Genomic DNA, 1,477 nt, shown 5'->3' with positions numbered 1-1,477 from the left:
ATATATTTTGGAAGGGTAGCGAAGAGGCTAAACGCGGCGGACTGTAAATCCGCTCCTTCGGGTTCGGGGGTTCGAATCCCTCCCCTTCCATTTTACGGGCATAGTTTAAAGGTAGAACTAAGGTCTCCAAAACCTTCAGTGTGGGTTCAATTCCTACTGCCCGTGTTAATAGAATTATGGCGGGTGTGGTGAAGTGGTTAACACACCAGATTGTGGCTCTGGCATGCGTGGGTTCGATCCCCATCACTCGCCTATTTTATATTATTGGGGTATAGCCAAGCGGTAAGGCAAGGGACTTTGACTCCCTCATGCGTTGGTTCGAATCCAGCTACCCCAGTTACTATTTGCCGGCGTGGCGGAATTGGCAGACGCGCTGGACTCAAAATCCAGTGTCCGCAAGGACGTGCCGGTTCGACCCCGGCCGCCGGTATAGTAATAAAGACAAGGTTTTCGGACCTTGTCTTTTTTTTCTCTGTTTTTGTTGAGTTACCAATTTTTTCCATTTTAAAATAAATCGTCAAGTTTATTAGCCAATGTTTTCTGTTTGCTAGGGTACAAATGAGAATATGTATCAATTGTTGTTGTAATAGATGCGTGTCCTAATCTTTCTTTGACAACAAGGTAATCCTCTCCTTGATTTATTAGTAATGATGCGTGAGAGTGTCTCAAATCATGAATTCTTATTTTCTTTAAATCTTTATCCCTTTCTAGTATTTGCTTAAACTTTTTATCAATCATATTTTTCGTAATTGTTATTGGTGTACTCTGTATTATTTGTAGTTCGTCTGTATTTTTCGTAAATTCCTCAAGTTTTTCTTTTTGTTTTACTTTCCAATCTTTTAGCATTTCTGCTAATTTCTGATTTATTGTTATATTTCTAGTTCCTGATCGTGTTTTTGTTGTATTAATGTAGCTTGTATTATTGACAAAGTATACCGTTTTGGTAACGTATATTGTATTTGTTAAAAGATTTATATCATTCCAGTTCAATGCGATGATTTCTCCCATTCTCATTCCAGTAAAGAAAGCAATTACGAAAAACAGGTCATAGCTTGTTTCATCATCTTGAATAAGTTCTCTAAATCTCGTGAATTCTTCTATACTCCAAAATTTGATATTAGGCTTCCTAATTGGTAATTTTCTCAGATTCTCAACAGGATTTTTATCAATAAGGGATTTTCTTATACCAGTGTCAAAAATTTTTTTAAGTAGAATTAGAAGTTTATTAATTGTATTATAACTTAAAGTTTCATTTTCATTTTGTTTTTTAGGTTTTGTTTTTAGGTATTCACGAAATTCGAATATATGGTCATACGTTAATTTATTTAAATTTGTATTTTTAAAATATGGTTTAATATGACGCTCATAATTGTTTCTTTGTGTACTTGTATAGCTTATTTTTCTGCCATTTTTCAAATCGTCTTCTTCAAGCAACTGGAATAACATATCTGTTGTTACTACAAAGTCAAATTGTTTT

Annotated in this window: 1 protein-coding gene and 5 tRNA genes; 5 read left to right on the top strand and 1 reads right to left on the bottom strand. The window is 34.9% G+C overall.

Going from position 1 to position 1,477, the window contains the following annotated elements:
• Nucleotides 1-9: 9 nt before the first annotated feature.
• The 5 genes from ACLNCN_RS04740 (at nucleotide 10) to ACLNCN_RS04720 (ending at nucleotide 430) form a co-directional block, all read left to right on the top strand.
• Nucleotides 10-90: transfer RNA gene (locus ACLNCN_RS04740), tRNA-Tyr, on the top strand.
• Nucleotides 91-94: 4 nt separating this feature from the next.
• Nucleotides 95-165 (top strand) — tRNA-Trp (locus tag ACLNCN_RS04735).
• A gap of 14 nt (nucleotides 166-179) precedes the next feature.
• A tRNA-His gene (locus ACLNCN_RS04730) sits at nucleotides 180-252 on the top strand.
• A 13-nt stretch (nucleotides 253-265) separates the two neighbouring features.
• Nucleotides 266-337: transfer RNA gene (locus ACLNCN_RS04725), tRNA-Gln, on the top strand.
• Between the two features lie 9 nt (nucleotides 338-346).
• Nucleotides 347-430 (top strand) — tRNA-Leu (locus ACLNCN_RS04720).
• 74 nt (nucleotides 431-504) lie between these two features.
• Here the strand turns inward: ACLNCN_RS04720 and ACLNCN_RS04715 are convergent.
• A partial coding sequence (locus ACLNCN_RS04715) for a tyrosine-type recombinase/integrase (protein ID WP_424844735.1) occupies nucleotides 505-1,477 on the bottom strand: 973 nt, incomplete at its 5' end.

The sequence above is a fragment of the Streptococcus sp. CL8.13 genome (assembly GCF_049737895.1).
This window is presented reverse-complemented; position numbering and strand designations above follow the sequence as displayed.